General features: G+C 63.8%; 18 protein-coding genes. 6 read left to right on the top strand and 12 right to left on the bottom strand.

All coding sequences use genetic code 11. The features are described from left to right. Positions 1–56: 56 nt before the first annotated feature. Positions 57–644 (top strand): YqgE/AlgH family protein, encoded by a 588-nt coding sequence (locus tag ACEW8Q_RS20350; protein ID WP_373505896.1) that lies wholly within the window; start codon positions 57–59, stop codon positions 642–644. 3 nt (positions 645–647) lie between these two features. Here ACEW8Q_RS20350 and ACEW8Q_RS20345 read toward each other — a convergent pair whose 3' ends face one another. The 12 genes from ACEW8Q_RS20345 to coxB form a co-directional block, all read right to left on the bottom strand. After that, positions 648–3,977 (bottom strand): putative bifunctional diguanylate cyclase/phosphodiesterase, encoded by a 3,330-nt coding sequence (locus tag ACEW8Q_RS20345; protein ID WP_373505895.1) that lies wholly within the window; start codon positions 3,975–3,977, stop codon positions 648–650. Between the two features lie 63 nt (positions 3,978–4,040). Next, entirely contained in the window at positions 4,041–4,616 is a 576-nt protein-coding gene (locus ACEW8Q_RS20340; protein ID WP_373505894.1) for a GNAT family N-acetyltransferase, read from the bottom strand. A gap of 4 nt (positions 4,617–4,620) precedes the next feature. Beyond that, positions 4,621–5,880: a M16 family metallopeptidase gene (locus tag ACEW8Q_RS20335; protein ID WP_373505893.1), complete on the bottom strand. Its 1,260-nt coding sequence runs from the start codon at positions 5,878–5,880 to the stop codon at positions 4,621–4,623. A 23-nt stretch (positions 5,881–5,903) separates the two neighbouring features. Next, positions 5,904–7,295 carry a threonine synthase gene (thrC, locus tag ACEW8Q_RS20330; RefSeq protein ID WP_373505892.1) on the bottom strand — a complete coding sequence of 464 codons (1,392 nt, stop codon included), beginning with the start codon at positions 7,293–7,295 and terminating at the stop codon, positions 5,904–5,906. A gap of 96 nt (positions 7,296–7,391) precedes the next feature. After that, a complete protein-coding gene (locus ACEW8Q_RS20325) occupies positions 7,392–8,120 on the bottom strand; it encodes an SURF1 family protein (protein ID WP_373505891.1) in 729 nt (242 codons plus the stop codon). Beyond that, entirely contained in the window at positions 8,117–8,491 is a 375-nt protein-coding gene (locus ACEW8Q_RS20320) for a DUF983 domain-containing protein (protein ID WP_373505890.1), read from the bottom strand. The genes ACEW8Q_RS20325 and ACEW8Q_RS20320 overlap by 4 nt, the downstream gene beginning before the upstream one ends. Positions 8,492–8,562: 71 nt before the next feature. Then, positions 8,563–9,414, bottom strand: coding sequence for a cytochrome c oxidase subunit 3 (locus tag ACEW8Q_RS20315; RefSeq protein ID WP_373505889.1), 852 nt, complete (start codon positions 9,412–9,414; stop codon positions 8,563–8,565). 12 nt (positions 9,415–9,426) lie between these two features. After that, entirely contained in the window at positions 9,427–10,011 is a 585-nt protein-coding gene (locus tag ACEW8Q_RS20310; RefSeq protein WP_373505888.1) for a cytochrome c oxidase assembly protein, read from the bottom strand. Next, the gene (locus ACEW8Q_RS20305; protein WP_373505887.1) at positions 10,011–10,160 is read right to left on the bottom strand and encodes a hypothetical protein; all 150 of its coding nucleotides are present in this window, start codon (positions 10,158–10,160) and stop codon (positions 10,011–10,013) included. The genes ACEW8Q_RS20310 and ACEW8Q_RS20305 overlap by 1 nt, the downstream gene beginning before the upstream one ends. 8 nt (positions 10,161–10,168) lie before the next feature. Next, entirely contained in the window at positions 10,169–11,125 is a 957-nt protein-coding gene (locus ACEW8Q_RS20300; protein WP_373505886.1) for a heme o synthase, read from the bottom strand. 10 nt (positions 11,126–11,135) lie between these two features. Continuing rightward, a complete protein-coding gene (gene ctaD / locus ACEW8Q_RS20295; protein WP_373505885.1) occupies positions 11,136–12,785 on the bottom strand; it encodes a cytochrome c oxidase subunit I in 1,650 nt (549 codons plus the stop codon). Positions 12,786–12,807: 22 nt separating this feature from the next. Then, positions 12,808–13,719 (bottom strand): cytochrome c oxidase subunit II, encoded by a 912-nt coding sequence (gene coxB, locus ACEW8Q_RS20290; RefSeq protein WP_373505884.1) that lies wholly within the window; start codon positions 13,717–13,719, stop codon positions 12,808–12,810. A gap of 342 nt (positions 13,720–14,061) precedes the next feature. Between coxB and ACEW8Q_RS20285 the strand changes: the two genes are divergently transcribed. The 5 genes from ACEW8Q_RS20285 to ACEW8Q_RS20265 form a co-directional block, all read left to right on the top strand. Continuing rightward, positions 14,062–14,658, top strand: a complete 597-nt coding sequence (locus tag ACEW8Q_RS20285) for an invasion associated locus B family protein (RefSeq protein WP_373505883.1) — start codon at positions 14,062–14,064, stop codon at positions 14,656–14,658. A gap of 147 nt (positions 14,659–14,805) precedes the next feature. Continuing rightward, the gene (gene tldD / locus ACEW8Q_RS20280) at positions 14,806–16,236 is read left to right on the top strand and encodes a metalloprotease TldD (RefSeq protein ID WP_373505882.1); all 1,431 of its coding nucleotides are present in this window, start codon (positions 14,806–14,808) and stop codon (positions 16,234–16,236) included. 1 nt (position 16,237) lies between these two features. Beyond that, positions 16,238–16,849 (top strand): HAD family hydrolase, encoded by a 612-nt coding sequence (locus ACEW8Q_RS20275; protein WP_373505881.1) that lies wholly within the window; start codon positions 16,238–16,240, stop codon positions 16,847–16,849. Next, complete coding sequence (locus ACEW8Q_RS20270; RefSeq protein ID WP_373505880.1) at positions 16,846–18,189, top strand: MATE family efflux transporter; 1,344 nt, start codon at positions 16,846–16,848, stop codon at positions 18,187–18,189. Before ACEW8Q_RS20275 ends, ACEW8Q_RS20270 begins: the two co-directional genes overlap by 4 nt. A 20-nt stretch (positions 18,190–18,209) precedes the next feature. Beyond that, positions 18,210–18,682 (top strand): DUF937 domain-containing protein (locus ACEW8Q_RS20265; protein ID WP_373505879.1); only part of this gene is annotated, 473 nt, incomplete at its 3' end.

Raw genomic sequence — 18,682 nt, 5'->3', positions numbered from 1 at the left:
TCTTTGATCGGGACGGAAAGAACGTTAGTCTGGAGGGACACTCAAAGGGAAATGGCATGACCAAGACTCCCTATCTTGATGGCCAGTTGCTGATCGCCATGCCGGGCATGGGCGACACCCGCTTCGAGCGCAGCGTCGTCTACATGTGCGCGCATTCCGAACAGGGCGCCATGGGCATCATCATCAACAAGACCACCCCAATGATGCGGTTCGGCGATCTCCTCTCGCAGCTCGACCTCCACCCCCAGGACAGTCCGATGGAGCCGTCGGCGGAACTGATGGAGATGCCGGTGCTGTTCGGCGGCCCGGTGGAACAGGGGCGCGGCTTTGTGCTGCACACGAGCGACTATTTCACCGAGGATTCGAGCCTGCCGGTCGCGGGCAACATCGCACTGACCGCCACCGTCGACATCCTGAAGGCCATGGCATCGGGACAAGGTCCGCAACGCGCGGTTCTGGCGCTGGGCTATGCGGGCTGGGCGCCGGGGCAGCTCGAGAACGAGATCCAGCACAATGGCTGGCTGACGGTGGCCGCCGACGAGGACCTGCTGTTCGGTGTGGACTATGACGAGCGCTATGCCGCCGCGCTCCGCAAACTGAAGATCGATCCGGCCATGCTGTCGAGCGAGGCCGGCCACGCCTGAGGATCAGTCGGCGGCCACTCCGATGTTGGGCAGCCGCCGTTTCAACTTCCTGCGGCGCGGGTTCGGTGGCGGCGGCGCATCGCCGTCAGCAGGTTCCCCGGCAGGCATTTCCCCGGCACTCTCGAAGGGCTCTGGCCCTGCCACCTCCGGCGCGGCTTCAATCTGAGGCGCAGCGATGGTCTCCGGAATGTCATCACGCACCGGAACAGGGTCTTCAACCACAGGGGGGATGACGGGCGGCACCACGGGCCTCGGCTTGGCCTGCAGCGGCGGCAGGGGTGCTACCGGACGGGGCTTGGCGGGTTTGCGCTGCTCCTCGATGTCCCCGGCTGTCACGCGTCTCATCTTCGGCTCGGGCGGCGGGTCCTTGAGGGCCCTTTCCCACAGCCAGGTGATGGCGGTGCGCCCCGAGGTCGAGGCATAGGGCAGGCCCGCCAGCGCATCGCTCACCTGCTTGGCGGTGAGCGGCCTGCCGATGAAGAAGCCCTGCCCATAGTCGCAGTCGATTTCGCCCAGCCTGTCGACTTGCGCCTGCGTCTCGATCCCCTCGGCCACGATCGAGAGGCCCAGCGCATGGCCCATGGCGATGATCGAGTCGAGGATGACCCCGGCGCGCTGGTCCTGCGCATCCGTCGAGATGAAGCTGCGGTCCACCTTGAGCGTGTCGAAGGGCAGCTTGCGCAGGCTCGACAGCGAGGAATAACCCGTGCCGAAATCATCGCAGGAGAGTCCCACCCCCAACTCGCGGAAGCGTTCGAGAATCTGCGCGGCACGCTCCGGATATTGCATGACGAGGGATTCGGTCACCTCGATCTTGAAGCTGCCGCGGAGCAGGTTCTCGCGGTTGAGGATCTGCTTGATGTCGTCGACCAGGCTTGGCTCGATCAACTGGGCGGAAGAGATGTTCACCGCCACGAAGACAGGCTCCGCCGGGCGGTAGGCGCGCTGCCAGATGCCAAGCTGGCGGCCTGCCTCGTTCAGCACCGCGCGGCCGATGTCGCGGATCATCCCGGTCTCTTCGGCCAGCCCGATGAAGCTCTCGGGCGACAACAGGCCCAGCGTGGGGTGACGCCAGCGCACCAGCGCCTCGAAGCCGGCAAGATGCAGGTCGGCCAGCCGCGCGATCGGCTGGTAGTGGATCTCGATCTCGTTCCGCTCGATGGCGCGGCGAAGTTCCGACTCGAGCACCACAAGCTCCGCCCGCTCGTCCTGCATCGCGGGATTGAACAGCTCGACGGCGCCCGCGCCCTGACGCTTGGCCTCGTAGAGGGCGAGTGCGGCATCCTTCATCATCTGCTCGGAGGACATGACCTCCTCGCGGAACTGCGCGATGCCGACGGACGCCGTGAGGAAGAATTCCTGGTCGTCGAGCTTGATCGGGCGGGCAACCGCCTTGATCAGCGCATCGGCGAAGGCGACCACGTCGCGGGCGCCCGGGATTTCGTGGAAGAGGATGGCGAACTTGTCGCCGGGAAGCCGTGCGATCGAATCGGCAGTGCCCATCTCCGCCTTCAGGCGGCGGCCGACCACGGCGAGCAGCGCGTCGCCTGCCTCATGGCCCATGGCCTCGTTCACCATCTTGAACCGGTCGAGATCGACCAGCAGCACGAAGACATTGTGCTGTACGCCCGCGCCCGCCGCCTCCAGCGCGCGCCCGAGGCGGTCGATGAAAAGCGCGCGGTTGGGCAGCCCCGTGACGACGTCATAGACGGCATCCTGCAGGAGGCGTTCCTCGGCGATCTTGGCATTGGTGACGTCGGCCAGCGTGCCGATCAGGCGCACCGCGCGCTGGCCATGCCCGGTGATGGCGCGGGCGCGCAGTTCGAACCAGCGATAGCTGCCATCGCCGTGGCGCAGACGGAATTCCTTCTCGATCGGAGCGCGGCCATCGTAGCTCGCCTCCTCGACGGCGGCGAGATAGGCGGTCCTGTCAGAAGGGTTCAGCAGTTCAAGAAAGGCCTCGGCACCCGCTTCGGCAAAGATGCCCGGCGGCAGTGACAGTGCCCGCTCGATCTCGGGGCTGACATAGAGATCTCCCTCTTCGGGCTGCCAGTCCCAAACATAAGAGCGCGCGCCCGCTAGCGCCAGCGCATGGCGGCCCGCGTCACGGAAGAAATGGCGCGAGAGGTAGCCCTGGCTGAACGCGTGATGGGCAAGCGTGAAGGCGAGAATGACCAGCACGGCACAGAGACCGGCGAGGAGGACGGCAGAGATCGATGGACCCGGATCGACGGTCAGCGCCGCCATTGCGGCGAGGAAGGTCCACACGAGAATGGCACACCACGGCAGCAGCGCCGTTTCGGCCTTGGCCTCCTCGCGGCGCCAGAGCACGAAGATGAGGATGAAGCCCAGCAAGGCCGTGGCGGCAAACAAACCGCGCGCAAGGGTGGTTGCAAGAAGCGGCTCGGCGAAGCCGTAGATGGGGATGGCGAAGGCAAGGCCGCCTGCAACGAGGAGAAGGTTGCCGGCCATGCGGGCGACGCGCTGCAGTTCCGAGATGGACGCCAGCAGAAGCAGCAGGAAGGCCGCCATGGAGCCTTCGATGACGGCGCGCGCGGTCTGCACGTTGAGCGCCTGGAGCGACAGGTAGTCCACGATGACTGGCAGGTGCCCTGCCTCGAACATCATGAAACCCACGCTCGACACAGCGAACCCGCCCGCGATGGGGAACAGCGGACGCGAGCGGAAGCCATAGAGCGCAAAGAGCGCCAGGGTGAGCAGCATGGAGACGCCCAGCAGCGCGCCCCGGAAGAAGGACAGGTAATCCTTGCGCGCATCGTAGGTGCCGCGCTGCCAGAGCAGCACCGGCGGCGTGCCGCCATCGGCCATTTCGAAGGCGATGGCCGAGGTGCCGCCCGGCGCCATGGTGAAGGCGTAGGCGTTCTCGCCCAGGATCGGAAGCAGCTGCAGTTCGAGATCACCAGCCGTGACGATGTTCACCACACGTGGGCCGGCCAGCCGGGGGAGAAGGAAACCCGAGCCCGCAAAACCCTGTTGCGGAATGGCGACCACCATGTCGCGCGGTTCGGTGCCGCTGTTGCCGAAGCCCGCCGCCACCCAGCGGAACAGTGGACCCGGGCCCTTGCCGTTCAGCATCATGTAGGTGCGGACGGACGTGTGGGAGTCGGGCCTTTCGATCTGGATGTCGCGCTGCTCCGTGTTCAAGCCCGCAAGATAGGACTCGAGGTCCATCTGGGGGGCTGATTTAGCAGTATCGACCAGGTCGATGGCGTGGGCAGCGCGCGGCAGTGCCAGTGCCGCCAGAACAAGCAGCATCAACAGCGGCAGAACGCGGGCAATACCGCCTCTCACCCTTTCACCACCACGACTCATGTGGTCAGCTAGTCTGTCTGTCTGCCTCATGGCAAGGCATGATACATCAGAGAGTTGACAGTTTCAGTCACAAAGCCGGGCAAAGAGCAGATGATCGCGCCATTCGCCGGCGATCTTCAGGTAGCCCCGCGCCAGCCCCTCGTGCTCGAAACCGCACTTGTGCAGGAGCGAGATCGAGGCCTGGTTGTGCGGCAGGCAGGCAGCCTCCACCCGGTGCAGCGAGAGGTGGCGGAAGGCGAAGCCGAGCATGAGACTGACGGCCGAGGACATGTAGCCATGGCGGGCATGGGGCGCGCCGATCCAGTAGCCCAGCGTTCCTGTCTGCGCCACGCCGCGGCGGACGTTGGAGAGCGTGAGGGCGCCAAGCAGCGTGTGGCCGCCGGCATCGAAGATGAAATAGGGATAGGCAAGGTCATCGTCGATGTCGCGCCAGTATTGCCGGATGCGATTGCGGAAGGCGGAGCGTGTCAGGTCGTTGGCCGGCCAGGTCGGCTCCCAGGGCGTGAGGAAGTCGCGGCTCAAAGCCCTGAGCTTCGCCCATTGCTCATAGTCCGGCGCGTCCGGTACGCGCAGCATCACGCGGGAATCCCTGAGGATGGGCGGCGGGTCGGATGCGAAGGGAGAGCGCAGGAAGGCCATGGGTCTAGCCGAAGTGCCGCCCGATGGCGTCATAGCCTGCGAGCTGCGAGATGTGGCCGACGGCGCTGAATCCGGGCGTGCGCTTGGTAAACAGGCGCTCGGCCAATCCCCGGACCTGTTCGGGCGTCACCGCGTCGATCTTGGCGACCAGCGAGGAAATGGCCGGCACATGTCCGAAGGCGAGGAACTGCCGGGCGATCTGGTCGGCGCGCGAGGATGCGCTTTCGAGGTTCATCACGAGGCTGGCCTTGAGCTGGGCCTTGGCGCGGGCCACCTCCGCCTCGCTCACCTGTTCCGCCACCGAGAGCATGATGCCGGTCGTCAACTCCACCAATTCGTTCGAATGTTCGGGCGAGGTGGCGGCATAGACGCCGACCTGCCCCGCGTCTTCATAGGCCGAGCCGAAGGAGAACACGCTGTAGCAGAGGCCGCGCTTCTCGCGCACCTCCTGGAACAGCCGCGAAGACATGCCGCCGCCGAGGATGTTCGACAGGACCTGCAGCACATAGATCTCGGGGTCGCGGTAGCTGGGTGCCTCAAAGGTGAGGACGATGTGGGCCTGATCGAGCGGCTTCTCTGCCGTGCAGGCGGTGGGCGTGAATGCGGGTTGCTCGCGCTGCGGCTGCTGGCCGCTCTCGATGTGGCCCAGAAGCCGTTCGGCCTCGGCTGCAAACGCCTTGTGGTCGATGTTGCCGGCGGCCGCGACGACGATGCGCGAGCCCCAGTAGTTGCGGTTTCGCCAGTCGAGGATCTGCTGGCGGGTGACGGCGCCGATCAGGTCATGCGTGCCGAGGATGGAACGGCCAAGCGGATGGTCGCCGAAGCTCGCGGCCTGTGCCAGGTCGAACACCAGATCGTCCGGCTGGTCATGGGCGGCGGCGATCTCCTGCAGGATCACGTCGCGCTCACGCTCGAGCTCGTCCTCGGCCAGTTCGGGCGAGGTGAAGATGTCGGCCAGAATGTCGAGGGCGAGGGCCCAGTCGTTTTTCAGCACCTTGGCGTAATACGTCGTGGTTTCCATGCCGGTGGCGGCATTGATGTCGCCGCCCGCCGATTCGATTTCTTCCGCAATGGCGCGGGCGGAGCGGCGCGGCGTTCCCTTGAAGGCCATGTGCTCAAGGAAATGCGCGATGCCATTTTCCTCGGCGCGTTCATCGCGGGCCCCGGCCTTCACCCATATTCCCAGCGCCACCGTCTCCAGATGCGGCATGTGGTGCGTGATCACGTTGATGCCATTGGGAAGACGGGTGATCTCGACACTCATACGCTCTACTCTGCTTTTCTGCTTCAGGCGGTCTGGTGCGAGAGGATAAAGTCCCGCACCTTCGCCACATCGTTGGGCAATACTGTGAACCGTTCCTTGGCATCCATCAAGTCGCCGAGGCGGGGCGGCAATGCAGGGCGGATGCCGCTGGCCCTTTCCACCGCATCGGGGAACTTGGCGGGGTGCGCGGTCGCGAGCGTCACCATGGGGCTTGCGGATGCTTTTGCCTTGCGGGCCACAGCATAACCCACGGCGGTATGCGGATCGAGCAACTCGCCCGTCGCTGCAAGTGTGGTTCTGATGATCTCTGCCGTTTCAGCTTCATCGGTGGCGCCCGAATCGAACTCGTGGCGGATCTGGTCGAGTTCGCGGTCTGCGATGGTGAAGGCGCTGGACTGATTGAGGTTCTGCATCAGGCGGCGCACCGCATAGGGGTCGCGGCCATGAACCTCGAAGAGCAGCCGCTCGAAATTGCTGGAGATCTGGATATCCATCGAAGGGCTGGTCGAGGCCTTCACGCCGCGCTGCTCATAGCGCCCCGTCTTGAGGGTGCGGTCGAGAATATCGTTCACGTTGGTAGCAATCACCAGCCGGTCGATGGGGAGTCCCGTCCGCTTTGCGACGAAGCCAGCGAAGATGTCGCCGAAGTTTCCGGTGGGCACGCAGAAGCTGACGGCGCGGCCGGGGGCGCCCAACGACAGGGCCGCGGTCACATAGTAAACTGTCTGGGCCATGATGCGGGCCCAGTTGATGGAATTGACGCCAGCGAGGCCAACCTTGTCGCGGAAGGCCAGATCGTTGAACAGCGCCTTCACGATCGCCTGGCAATCGTCGAAATTGCCTTCAATGGCCAAGTTGTGGACGCTCGCCGAATCCACCGTGGTCATCTGGCGGCGCTGCACGTCGCTGACGCGGCCATGCGGGTGCATCATGAAGACGCTGGCATGGCGGCTGGCCTTGAAGGCCTCGATGGCGGCACCGCCCGTATCGCCGGAGGTGGCGCCGACGATGGTGGCGCGGGTGCGGCGGCGGGCCAGCGCCCAGTCCATCAGCCGCGCGAGCAACTGCATGGCGACGTCCTTGAAGGCGAGTGTTGGCCCGTGGAAGAGTTCAAGAAGCCACTGGTTGTCATCCATCTGCTTCAAGGGCGCCACGGCGGGATGGCCGAAACTGGCATAGGCGGCGGCGATCATCTGCCGGAGTTCAGCTTCCGGCACAGCACCGCCAATGAAGGGATGCATCACGGCATAGGCCACGTCTTCGTAGGACTTGCCCTGAAGATGCGTCAGGTCGCGCGTGGAGAGCTGCGGCCATGACGACGGCACATAAAGGCCGCCGTCGCGGGCAAGACCGGTGAGCAGAACGTCTTCGAAACCGAGATCCGGAGCTTCGCCCCGGGTCGAAACATAGCGCACGGCCGTGCCCCCTCAAGAAGATGGGGCTCCTTTAGCCTCCGGCACCGGCTCCATCAAGCGATGGATTTGTTCCTCAGACCGCTGGGCCGTGCGGCATCAGCCCTTCGTGGCCTTCTTCACTTCGCGAATGTAGAAGCCCGCGACGCCAACGAGCGTGAGCGCGAGGCCGAACCAGGTGATGGCGTAGCCCAGATGATTGTTCGCAAGGTTGGCCTTGGGCTCGGGCGGCCTCGGGAAGTCGGCGATGACGGATTCCGGTAGAAGCTGGACCACGAAGGGAAACGGCTTCAATCCGCCGGGCAGATTGCTTTCGCGCAGCATGCCCGGCTCGTCCCACCAGTACCAGAGATTGGCTTTCGGATCGTTGGCGGGGTCGAAATAGGCCTGGCCGTTGGGATAGGTGCGGATGACGCCCAGAATATCAACCTCGCCTTCGGGCCGGTCGAAACTCTCGAGTCTCTGGCCCGGAATGCGCCCGCGATCGACAATGACGGCATCGCCGTCGGCCGAGACAGCCGGGGTGATGATGGTCCAGCCCTGACCGCCGTCATAGGTGGAGATCATCTTCTTCCAGGCGTCATGCCGGTAGGTGCCGCGGAACTTCACACGCATGAACTCGACGCTGCCACCCGTGGCGGCCCGCTCCTCGACATCTGCCAGGCCAGCGGGAGGTGCCGAGGCATTGGCGGCCAACTGGGCCAGAAGGCCTTCCTTCCAGTGCAGCCGCTGCACCTGCCAAACGCCGAGCGTCACCAGAATGGCGACGCCGATGACGGATGCAAGGACGATGGACCAGATGCGTGGTGGACGTTCGTGCGGTCTCATGTGTCGTGGCGTCCCTCGCGGGCGCCGGTCTTCCATTGCTGGTTGATGAGAACGCCCTTGGCCGGGCGCAGCAGCACAAGCGGCAGGAGAATGAGGACCGGGATGGCGATCAGCGCATGGACCCAGAAGGGCGGGCTGTAGGCGACTTCCACCCCCAGGATCGAGCCAACGCCGACGACGCAGACGAAGAGCATGACGAACCAGGCAGCCCCATCGCCGCCATCGGCAAACTCATAGGACAACCCGCAGCTCGAGCACTTGCGGGCCACCGTGAGATAGCCGTCGAACAGCTTGCCGCGGCCGCAGCGCGGACAGGTGCCGGCCATGCCGGTCTTCAAGGGCGAGATATCGGGATAGTAATTTTCGGTCATGTCTGGCCTCGAAATGCAAAAGGGCCGCAGCGGTTGTCCGGTGCGGCCCCAGTCTTAGCGGATTTCAGCGTTCAGTGTTCCGGAATGACGGCGCCGTGCGAGCCCCAGATATAGATCGCGGCGAACAGGAACAGCCAGACCACGTCCACGAAGTGCCAGTACCAGGCAGCGGCCTCGAAGCCGAAATGCTGCTTCGGCGTGAAGGCACCGCCATAGGCGCGGAACAGGCAGACCAGCAGGAAGATGGTGCCGACGAGCACATGGAAGCCATGGAAGCCGGTCGCCATGAAGAATGTCGAGCCGTAGATGTTGCCGCCGTGGTCGCGGCTGAAGGCGAAGGCCGCGTGGGCGTATTCATAGGCCTGCACGCAGGTGAAGAGCACGCCGAGGGCGACGGTGGCGAGAAGGCCCATCTTGAGGCCCTGACGGTCGTTGTTCAGCAGTGCGTGATGCGCCCAGGTGACGGTCGTGCCCGACGTGAGCAGGATCAAGGTGTTGACCAGCGGCAGGTGCCACGGGTCAAAGACAGCCACGTCCTTTGGCGGCCATACGCCGCCGGTGGCCGTGACGCGTGAGGCCTGGATGGCTTCGCCGGTGAACAAGCTGGCATCGAAGAATGCCCAGAACCAGGCCACGAAGAACATGACCTCGGAGGCGATGAACAGCAGCATGCCGTAACGCAGGTGGATGCCGACGACTTCGGTGTGGTCGCCCTTGTTGGCTTCCTTGATGATGTCGCGCCACCACATGAACATCGTGTAGAGGACGCCAGCAAAGCCGAGGAGCACCACGGCGGACGTGCTGCCGTGCATCCAGATGACGGCGCCGATTGCCATGATGAAGGCGAACATGGAACCGACGAAGGGCCATGGGCTTGGATCGACGAGATGATAGTCGTGGTTCTTTGCGTGGGCGTCAGCCATTTCCCCTACTCCTCAGTTCGTGACGCTGCCGGAGGCGGCGGGCGCCTCTGAAACAGCCTTGGGCTTGTCCACCGGATAGAACGTATAGGACAAGGTGATTTCCTTGATATCCACGGCATCCGGATCGTCGAGCATGTCGGGGTCGACGAAGAAGTCGACGGGCATCTCGACGCTCTCGCCCGGCTTCAACGTCTGCTCGGTGAAGCAGAAGCACTGGATCTTGTTGAAGTATGCGCCAGCGGTTACCGGCGTCACGTTGAACACAGCCGTGCCCGTGACGGTCCTGGCGGAATTGTTGGTGGCCCGGTAATAGGCCATATTCTGCTCGCCGAGCTTGACCGTCATCGCGGTCTGGGCGGCATGGAAGCCCCATTCCAGACTGCCGGACGTGTTGGCGTCAAAACGCACGACCACAGTCTTTTCAGTGGTTCTCTGCGGCGCGGCCTCGGCGCGTTGCGTGGTTCCGGCAAAACCGGTCACCTGACAGAACAGCCGGTAGAGCGGGACGGATGCATAGGCCAGGCCCACCATGCCCACCGCGACGCCCGCGGCAAGTGCCGCCACGCGGAGGTTCTTTTTCGGGTCCGGCGCGCGCATCAGAATGCCCTATCCGCAACACCGCTGCCCAGCCGGACAATGGTGGTAACGAAGAACAGCACGACGAGGGCAAAAAGGATCAGAGCCATCACAGCCGCGCGCTTCTTGCGGCGCGACATGTCCTCGGGGCCGAATGGCGTTTTTGTCATGGCGTCATTCATCCGAGAACCGGAGCAAAAGCGGGAAGGCCCAGCCCGCGCTCCACAAGGATCAGCGCAAACACCAGGAAGAGCCAGAGGGTCGAGAAACCGAACAGCTTCTTGCACGCGGTCTCGGCCTCGACGCCCTCGCGGAGCCGGTAGACCTGCACCGCATGGTAGATGAACACAACGCCGAGCGCCGCAGTCGTGACCGTATAGAACAGTCCGGTGGTGCCGGTGAGCGAGGGCAGCAGCGTGATGGGGAACAGAAGCAGCGTGTAGATTAGGATCTGGCGGCGCGTCTCGTCCGGGCCGGCCACAACAGGGAGCATGGGAACGCCGGCGTTGGTGTAGTCGGCGTTGATCTTCTTCCACAGCGCCAGCGCCCAGAAGTGCGGCGGAGTCCACATGAAGATGATGAGGAAGAGCGCGATCGAGCCCAGGTCAACGGAGCCCGTGACAGACACCCAGCCAACCATGGGCGGGAATGCACCGGCTGCACCGCCGATCACGATGTTCTGTGGCGTCAGGCGCTTCAGCCACATGGTGTAGATGGCGATATAGAAGAAGATGGTGAAGGCGAGCAGCGCGCCAGCCGTCACATTGACAAGCAGGCCCAGAACCAGGACCGAGCCCACGGCAAGCGTGAGGCCAAAGCCCAGCGCCTCGCTCGGAAGCACCACGCCCTTGGGCACCGGACGCTTAGCGGTCCGCTTCATCATCGCGTCGATGTCGGCGTCGTACCACATATTGAGGGCGCCGGCGGCGCCAGCCCCGACTGCAATCGCCAGCAGAGCCACGAAGCCGATCCACGGATGAACAGCACCGGGCGCGGCGATGATGCCGACGAAGGCCGTGAAGATGACGAGCGACATCACGCGCGGCTTGAGCAGCGCGAAATAGTCGCCGACGGAACCCTGGCCACCTTCGGCGGTGGCCGGGGTGTCGGCGGCGTATGTGTTGAGATCGCTCATCAGACTTGCGTTACTTGATCACGGGCAGCGTGTTGAACTGGTGGAAGGGCGGCGGAGAAGACAGAGTCCACTCCAGCGTCGTCGCTCCAACGCCCCACGGATTGTCCGCAGCCTTTTCCTTGCGGGAATAGGCCTGGAACACGCCGAACAGGAAGATCAGGACGCCGACGGCCGAGATGTAGGAGCCGTAGGACGAGACCTGGTTCCAGCCGGTGTAGATATCCGGGTAGTCGATGTAGCGGCGCGGCATGCCAGCGAGACCGAGGAAATGCTGCGGGAAGAACACCAGGTTCACGCCGACGAAGGTGACCCAGAAATGCACGTGGGCAATCGTCTCGTTGTACATGTAGCCGGTGATCTTCGGGAACCAGAAGTACCAGCCCGCGAAGATGGCGAAGACGGCGCCGAGCGAGAGCACATAATGGAAGTGGGCAACGACATAGTAGGTGTCGTGCAGCACGCGGTCGGCACCGGCGTTGGCCAGAACCACGCCCGTGACACCGCCCACGGTGAACAGGAAGATGAAGCCCAGCGCCCACACCATCGGCGGCTTGAACTCGATCGAGCCGCCCCACATGGTGGCGATCCACGAGAAGATCTTCACCCCCGTCGGCACCGCGATGATCATCGTCGCGGCAACGAAATAAGCCTGCGTGTCGGCGTCCATGCCCACTGTGTACATGTGGTGCGCCCAGACGATGAAGCCGACGACGCCGATCGCGACCATGGCATAGGCCATGCCGAGATAGCCGAACACGGGCTTCTTCGAGAAGGTCGACACGATGTGCGAGATGATGCCGAAGCCGGGAAGGATGAGGATGTAGACTTCCGGGTGGCCGAAGAACCAGAACAGATGCTGGAACAGGATCGGATCACCACCGGCTGACGGCACGAAGAACGACGTGCCGAAGTTGCGGTCGGTCAGCAGCATGGTGATGGCGCCCGCAAGAACGGGGAGCGACAGCAGCAGCAGGAAGACGGTGACCAGCACGGACCAGACGAAGAGCGGCATCTTGTGCAGCGTCATGCCAGGAGCGCGCATGTTGAAGATGGTGGTGATGAAGTTGATGGCGCCGAGGATCGACGATGCGCCCGCGATGTGGAGCGCCAGGATGGCGAAATCCATGGCGGGGCCGGGCTGGCCCGTGGTCGAAAGCGGGGGATAGATGGTCCAGCCGCCGCCGACGCCATAAGCACCCGCGGGTCCCTCGACGAACATCGAGATCAGCAGCAGGCCAAGCGCCGGGGGAAGCAGCCAGAAGGAAATGTTGTTCATGCGCGGGAAGGCCATGTCAGGCGCGCCGATCATCAGCGGCACGAACCAGTTGCCGAAGCCGCCGATCATGGCGGGCATGACCATGAAGAAGATCATGAGCAGCGCGTGGCCCGTCACGAACACATTGTACATGTGCTTGCCGGCGTCGATTGCCGCATCGGCGGGCGCGCCATAGACCATCGAGGCGAGACCCGCGAAATACTGGATTCCAGGTTCCGAGAGCTCCATGCGCATCACGATGGACAGGATGCCGCCGATGAGGCCGGAGAGGATCGCGAACCACAGGTACATCGTGCCGATGTCCTTGTGGTTGGTGGAGTAGACGTAGCGCTTCCACCCGGTCGGGTGGCCGTGATCGTCATGAGCGGCTGCTGCGTGTGCCATTCTTGTTTTGCCTCTTCCCGAATTAGTTTTGAGCCAGCTGGCCCTTGGCCTTGAGCGTGGCGAAGAGCATGTCGCGGGCCTGTTCGGCGCCGGCTGTCTTCACATTCTCGGCCCATGCGTCATAGTCGGCCTGCGAGACCACATGCACCTCGATCGGCATGTAGGCATGGTCCTTGCCGCAAAGCTCGGAGCACTGGCCATAGTAAACGCCTTCCTTGGATGCCTGGAACCAGTCCTCGTTCAGGCGGCCGGGGATGGCGTCGATCTTCATGCCGAAGGACGGAATGGTCCATGCGTGGATGATGCCGTCCGGGTCGGAAGTGACGATGAGCTTCACGACCTTGTTGACCGGAACCACGACGGGAACGTCGGTTGCCAGGAGGTAAGGAACGTTTGCGGTGCGGGCGGTTGCGAGATCCTTGGCTTCTTCCTTCAGGTAGGCCGTGAAGTTCACCTTGGCCGAACCGTCCTCGTTGGTGCCCAGGTCCGGATACTCGTAAGTCCAGTTCCAGCTCGGATTGCCGATCACCTTGATGGTCATGTCGGCCGGTGGAATGTTGCGCTGGAGATAGAGCAGGCGGAAGGAGGGAATGGCGATGACCACGAGGATCAGGATGGGGACAACGGTCCAGACGACTTCGATCGCCGTGTTGTGGGTGGTACGCGAGGGAACCGGGTTGGCCTTGGCGTTGAACTTCACCATGACGTAGATGAGCAGCGCCAGGACGAAGAGCGTGATCACCGTGATGATCGGCAGGAGCAGGCCGTTGTGGAACCAGTGGATGCCTTCCATCGACGGCGAAGCCGCCTCCTGAAGCCCCATCTGCCACGGCACGGCATGGCTGTACGCGGGGTTTTCAGCCTGCGCAACGTCCGCTCCGGCCAGTCCGGCGGCGGTGCCTGCCAGTGCCGTCAACGTGTTCCGAAATCTCATCGTCACCCTCTCCAATTCAGGTCCTTGCACTTGGTTACCTGTGCAAGACGGCGGCGGCCACGGCTGTCCCTGAAGCCCCTTCTCCGAAGGGCGATTGTGAACCACATTCGGACGCCGCCCGCAACTTGGGCAGGCGCGGCAAAACGTCATTGCGTGGAGGGGGTCGTATGCAACCGGAATTCTGCCCCAATTGCTGACCAAAGCTCCTCGCCGGACAGCCCGCCTGCCCCTTGTTTTTCCGGGGGAAACCGGGTTGTCTACGCCGGCTCCCGGCGCTATGACCCGCCGAATCAAGAACCAGAAGGTGCCATACCTGTGCGAATCAAATCGAAACAGAGCCGCATGCTCGCTCTCTCCGCCCTTGGTTTCGCGCTCAGCCTGACCCTGAGCGGCATCGCCGTTGCGCAGAATGAGCAGCAGCCGTCCCAGTTCGGGCCGCGGGCTGGCAAGACAGGCCAGCAGCCGGGCGCCGAGGGCGCTCCGAAGGTCGATGTCATCGCGACGCATGGCCAATGGAAGATTCAATGTGAGACCAATGCTCCGGCGGCGGAAGGCCAGCCTCCAGGCCGCCAGTGCGGCATGGTGCAGACCACGCAGAACGAGAAGAATCCCAAAGCCAACCTCACCCTGGTTCTCGTCCGGACCATGGCCGGCGACAAGAGCATGATCAACATGCGGGTGATCGCGCCTATCGGCGTGTTCCTGCCGACCGGCGTGGCGCTCGAGATCGACGGCAATGCCGTGGGCCGCGTTCCCTTCACGCGCTGCATGCCGCAAGTCTGCATGGCCTTTGCCGAGGCCTCGCCCGATACGATCGCGAAGCTGAAGAAGGGCAATGAAGCGAACTTCATCATCTACGAGGCGCCCGGCATCGGCCTGCCCATGAAGCTGTCGCTCGTTGGCTTCTCCGCCGCGCTGGCCGATCTCGAGAAGAACTGAGTTTACCCGGTTCCAACATTCTGCGAGGCGGGTCATGGCCCGCCTCGCTTCTTTTTGCGTACGAGGGATGGCCCTGTCGATCTCCACTGGCAGATCAATGACCAGTGACCTATCTTGGGTCCGACAGTTTCAGGAACAGGTGATCCCGTGCCGCAGAGTGCTCCCGTCTCGCTTTTTGATTCCGCCGACTTCAGCCGGTCCAGGGCCGAGGCCATAGTCGCTGACACACTGAATGGTGCCGAGGATGGCGAACTCTTCGTGGAAAAGCGCCAATCCGAAAGCCTGGTCTTCGACGACGGCAAGCTGAAGTCGGCAAGCTTCGATGAATCGCAGGGTTTCGGGCTTCGCGCGGTCCGGGGCGAGACAGCGGCCTATGCCCATGCGACCGATCTGTCGGTTTCGGCCCTGCAACGGGCCGCCGAGGTCTGCCGCACGGTTGCGACGGGTGGAAGCGTGACCCACGCCATTGCGCCCGAACGCACCAACGCGAGGCTCTATGCCGACACCAACCCCTCGGATGCGATGGGCTTTTCCGAAAAGATCGCGCTGCTGCAGACGGTCGATGCCTTCACGCGCGGGCTCGATCCCAGAGTGAAGCAGGTGTCGGTGTCGATGTCGGCCGACTGGCAGGCCATGGAAATCCTGCGTGGCGATGGAGCGGGCTACCGTGACGTGCGGCCGCTCGTGCGCTTCAATGTTTCGGTGGTCTCCTCAGATGGCAAGGAACAGGGCCAGGGTAGCCACGGCCTCGGCGGGCGTGGCGAGCCCTTGTCCTATTTCACCGAGGAGGTGTGGCAGGCCGCCGCGCGCGAGGCGCTTCGCCAGAGCCTCGTCTCGCTTGAAGCACGGCCGGCACCGGCTGGCGAAATGGATGTGCTGCTCGGTCCGGGCTGGCCGGGCATCCTGCTGCATGAAGCCGTGGGCCATGGGCTCGAGGGTGATTTCCACCGCAAGAAGACCTCCGTCTTCACCGGCATGCTGGGCCAACGCGTCGCCGCCAAGGGGGTTACCATCGTGGACGATGGCACCATCCCCGACCGCCGCGGCTCGATCACCATCGATGACGAGGGAACGCCGTCTCATTCCACCACACTGATCGAAGACGGCATTCTCGTGGGTCTCATGCAGGACCGCATGAATGCGCGCCTCATGGGTGTGGCCCCAACCGGCAATGGACGCCGCCAGTCCTATGCGCATGCGCCCATGCCGCGCATGACGAATACCTACATGCTCTCGGGTGACAAGCACCCAGAGGAAATCCAGCGCTCGATCAAGCGCGGCCTCTTCGCCAAGTCCTTTGGCGGCGGCCAGGTCGACATCACGTCCGGTAAGTTCGTGTTCTCCTGCACCGAGGCCTATCTGATCGAGGACGGAAAGATCACGGCACCCGTGAAGGGCGCGACGCTCATCGGCGCGGGCGCTGACGCGCTCACCCGCATCTCGATGGTGGGCAACGACATGGCACTCGATTCCGGCATCGGCACCTGCGGCAAGCAGGGTCAGGGCGTGCCCGTCGGTGTCGGCCAGCCATCGCTCCGGATCGACCGGCTCACGGTGGGCGGCACCGCCGCATCGTGACATGAAACCCGAAGCCGTCATCTTCGACATGGACGATGTCCTGTGCCGCTACGACCTCGGCAAGAGACTGCGCGTGCTGTCGCGGATTTCAGGCAAGACGCCGCGCGACATCCGGACGGCGATCTGGGATTCGGGCTTCGAAGACGACGCGGACTCAGGAGGTTATCTCGATCCCGATCACTACCTGCGCGAATTCGGGCGGCGCATCGGACATCCGCTGACGCGCGAGGATTGGGTGGCAGCGCGGCGCGACGCAATGCAGCCGTGGCCGGACATGCTGGAGCTTGCCAAGCGTGTGGGCGAACAGGCGCGGACAGCGATCTATACCAACAACGGCCCGCTCACCAAGGCCACGATCAATGATCTGTTTCCGCATCTTACAGACGTTTTCAAGGAACACTATTACTCCTTCGAGTTCGGAACCAAGAAGCCCGACCCGGTGAGTTTCCGGAAACTCATGGAACGCATGGCCATGGAACCGTCACGGTGCTGGTTCATCGACGACAAGCGCTCGAACGTGACGGGCGCCCGCATGGCAGGCCTCCGCGGCCATCACTTCCGGAGCTACCAGCAGCTGCTTCCTGAAGTCCGCGAACTGGGCTTCGACGCATGAACGCACCGGTGCCAACCATCCAGGCCCGCTTCATCGAGGGTTCGACGATGCGGCATGTGGTGGTGATGACACTCACCGGCGCGCTCGGCCTCATGTCGCTGTTCCTCGTCGACCTGATCGACCTGTTCTTCCTGTCGATGCTGAACCAGACGGAGGTGACGGCGGCCATCGGTTATGCCGGAACCATCGTGTTCAGCAATCTCTCGGTCTCGATCGGCACCGGCATTGCCGCAGCCGCGCTGGTGGCGCGCAATCTGGGCGCGGGCAATGCGGGCCGCGCCAGACAATATGCGACCAGCGCCCTGCTCTTCTCACTCATCGTCTCCGCCATTATCACGGTTGCGATTGCCTCAGGCTCGGGCGCACTCCTGTCTCTTCTGGGCGCACAAGGTGAAGCGAAGCGGCTGGCACAGGTCTTCATCTGGACGATGACGCCGGGCTATGTCCTCATCACCGGTGCCGTGTGCTGCTCCTTCATCCTGCGCGGCCTCGGCGATGCAAGGCGCGCCATGTACATCACGCTGTCGTCGGCCATCATCACGGCGATGGCGGATCCTGTGTTCATCTTCTGGCTGGGCTGGGGCATCCAGGGCGCGGCGGCGGCCACCGTGCTGGGTTATCTCGTCTCCTTCGGCATCGGCCTTCACGGCGTCTCGAAGGTGCATGGCTTCCTCAATCCGCTGCGCCTCGATGGCCTGAGACGCGACTTTCCAGCAATCTGGGCCATCGCACTTCCGGCGATCCTCACGCAGCTGGCGACGCCCTTCGCCAATGCCTACGTCACTTATGAGGTGGCGCCCTTCGGCGACGAGGCGGTGGCGGCCTCCGCCATCATCGGCCGCGTCATTCCGGTGGCCTTCGGCATGATCTTCGTGCTGTCGGGGTCGGTCGGTCCCATCATCGGGCAGAACTTCGGGGCGAAGCGCTATGACCGGGTGCTGCAGACGCTCACCGACGGGCTCATCTTCTCGGCCATCTACACAGTCATCACCTCGATCGTCCTGTTCCTGTTCAGGCACGAGATCGCGGAGGCCTTCAACGCGGCGGGCCGCACGGTCGACATCGTGGTGTTCTTCTGCACATTCATCGGCATCAGCTGGGCTTTCGCTGGCGCACAGTTCGTGTCCAACGCGGCCTTCAACAATCTGGGCCGTCCCAACCTCTCCACCTGGTTCAACTGGGGCAAGGCCACGCTCGGCACCATTCCCTTCGCGCTGATGGGCGCGCACCTCGCTGGCCCCGAAGGCGTGCTGGCCGGGATAGCACTGGGGTCCGTCATCTTCGGCGTTGCGTCCGTGGTCACAGCCTATAGGATTGCGGCACGAAGCGGAGGCGCTTGAAGCGGAGCGGAGTGGGCTAGATGAGTCTGATGATGATGCTGGAGACGGCGCAGGGGGGGCAGTTGTTTTCCCATGTAGCCCGCAGCCTCGATCTCGATGAGGCCGAAACGCGGAAGGCCATGGGCAAGCTCTGCCCCGCCATCGTCAAGAAACTGAAGACGAAGGCCGCTGCCGACGAGGATCTCCTCGAATCGCTTCTCGACCTGATCGAGGAAGGGGCCGGGGCCTTGCCGCTGGAAGAGCCGGAAGCCCTCACCGATGCCGAGGCCGTGTCCGACGGCAATGCCATCCTGGGCGACATCTACGGCTCGCGAAACGCCGCCATGGTGGCACTGCGCAAGGTGGCGGGGGATGTGCCGGAGCGCGAACTCACGAAGCTTGCCCCGATCTCGGCCACCGCCGTGGTGGCCGCCCTCGCCCAGGCCAATCAGCCGCCCCAGCAGACCTCCATGCAGCCGCAGAACTTCGCCGCCGCGCAGCCTGCTGCAGCTGC

The sequence above is a fragment of the Aestuariivirga sp. genome (assembly GCF_041738905.1).
GTDB lineage: Bacteria > Pseudomonadota > Alphaproteobacteria > Rhizobiales > Aestuariivirgaceae > Aestuariivirga.
This window is presented reverse-complemented; position numbering and strand designations above follow the sequence as displayed.